This is a genomic window from Pseudomonas sp. P5_A2_2 (assembly GCF_054177685.1).
On the sequence record NZ_JBGCUL010000804.1, the window covers coordinates 1 to 2065 of the forward strand.

Below are 2065 nucleotides of genomic sequence, written 5' to 3' on the forward strand. Positions count from 1 at the left end.
CATCAATGATTACCTGCCGATTCTAGAGCATCAAGGCTTCCACCTGATTCTGGCTCCGACACCCGCCGAGCGCGCAGAGGCCATCACCCGCTATGCCGGCCACATCGATGCCGTCCTGACCCGTGGCCCCCTGGGGCTGTATGCCGATGAAATCGCCGCCCTGCCCAATCTCAAGATCATCTGCGTGATCGGTGCCGGTTATGAGCATGTCGACCTGCAGGCGGCCGCTGATCGCGGCATCACCGTGACCAATGGCGCCGGGGTCAACGCCTCGTCCGTCGCCGACCATGCCATGGCGCTGCTGCTGTCGCTGGTGCGCGATATACCCCGCTGTGATGCTGCCGTACGACGCGGCGAGTGGCCGAAGATCATGCGCCCTTCCCTCGCCGGCAAACGCCTGGGCATCCTTGGCCTCGGCGCGGTCGGCATGGCCATCGCCAAACGCGCCAGCGCCGGTTTCGACATGACCATTGGTTACCACAATCGCCAGCATCGCAGCGATGTGCCCTACACCTTCTGCTCGACCCCTACCGAACTGGCGCGCACCTCGGACTTCCTGATCGTCGCCACGCCCGGAGGCCCGGCCACAAGACACCTGGTCAATCGCCAGGTGCTCGACGCGTTGGGCCCCAAGGGGTTTATCGTCAACATCGCCCGGGCCAGCGTGATTGCCACCGCTGACCTGATCAGCGCCCTGCAGCAACGCCGGATCGCCGGTGCCGCGCTGGATGTATTCGACGCCGAACCGAAGGTACCGGATGAGCTCAAGACCCTGAGCAACGTGATCCTCACGCCCCATGTCGCCGGGCTGTCCCCGGAAGCCACCCAAGGCACCGTTGAACTGGTGGGCAAGAACCTCGTGGCGTTTTTCTCCAGCCAACCGGTGCTGACGCCGATCAACTTGCCACCCGCCACGAGCCATGTCGCCCAGTGACGGCGATTCAAACAGCTGTATCAAAAACAATGATTGGCCGGCAACACGCTCGCCTATAAGAGCCATTCGCGGTTGTGGGTGCGCCGTGTGGGCATTAGATTAGCCAATAGTTTCAGGCCTCCAGAATAAGCAGAAGGGATAAGCATGGCGCTTAATGACCAGTCCACCCGTACCCGCACCGGCGAAGAGCTCGATGCGAGCCTGATCGATCCGTACCTCAAGGCCCATATTCCGGGGCTCAGCGGCTTGCCTCAAATCAGCCAGTTTCCGGGCGGCGCTTCTAACCTCACCTACTTGCTGGAATACCCCGAACAGGAATTCGTCCTGCGTCGCCCGCCCTTCGGCCACAAGGCCAGGTCGGCCCACGACATGGGCCGTGAATTCCGCATCCTCAATCAACTGCGCGACGGTTTTCCGTACTGCCCGAAAGCCTATGTGCACTGCACCGACGAATCGGTGATCGGTGCCGAGTTCTATGTCATGGAACGAGTCAACGGCATCATCCTGCGCTCGGACCTGCCGCCGGAACTGGGCCTGGATACGGCGAAAACCGAAGCCTTGTGCAAGAGCTTCATCGACAAGTTCGTGGAACTGCATCGCGTCGACTACAACGCCTACGGCCTGGGCGACCTGGGCAAACCCGAAGGTTACGTGGCGCGGCAAATCAAAGGCTGGAGCGATCGCTACGAAAAAGCCCTGACCCCCGATGCGCCACACTGGCAAACGGTGAAAGCCTGGCTCAACGACAAGATGCCGGCCGACCACCCGGTCTCCAGCATCGTGCACAACGACTACCGCTTCGACAACGTGATCCTCGACCCGAACAACCCGATGCAGATCATCGGCGTGCTCGACTGGGAACTGACCACCCTGGGCGATCCGCTGATGGACCTGGGCAACACCCTCGCCTACTGGATCGAAGCCGATGATCCGGCGCCGGTGCAGATGATGCGCCGCCAACCAAGCCACGCGCCGGGCATGTTGACCCGCCGTGAGTTCGTCGATTACTACGCCGAACGCTCGGGCATCCGCATCGACAATTTCGATTTCTACTACACCTACGGCCTGTTCCGCCTGGCCGGCATCGTGCAGCAGATCTACTACCGCTTCTACCATGGCCAGACCCAGGAC

At 61.7% G+C, this 2065-nt stretch carries 2 protein-coding genes; both read left to right on the top strand.

Features of this window, described 5'->3' with window-relative positions; translation table 11 throughout:
- Position 1: 1 nt before the first annotated feature.
- The gene (locus tag ACXRVY_RS25920; RefSeq protein ID WP_458238613.1) at positions 2 to 934 is read left to right on the top strand and encodes a 2-hydroxyacid dehydrogenase; all 933 of its coding nucleotides are present in this window, start codon (positions 2 to 4) and stop codon (positions 932 to 934) included.
- 144 nt (positions 935 to 1078) lie between these two features.
- Positions 1079 to 2065 (top strand): phosphotransferase family protein (locus tag ACXRVY_RS25925; protein WP_458238614.1); only part of this gene is annotated, 987 nt, incomplete at its 3' end.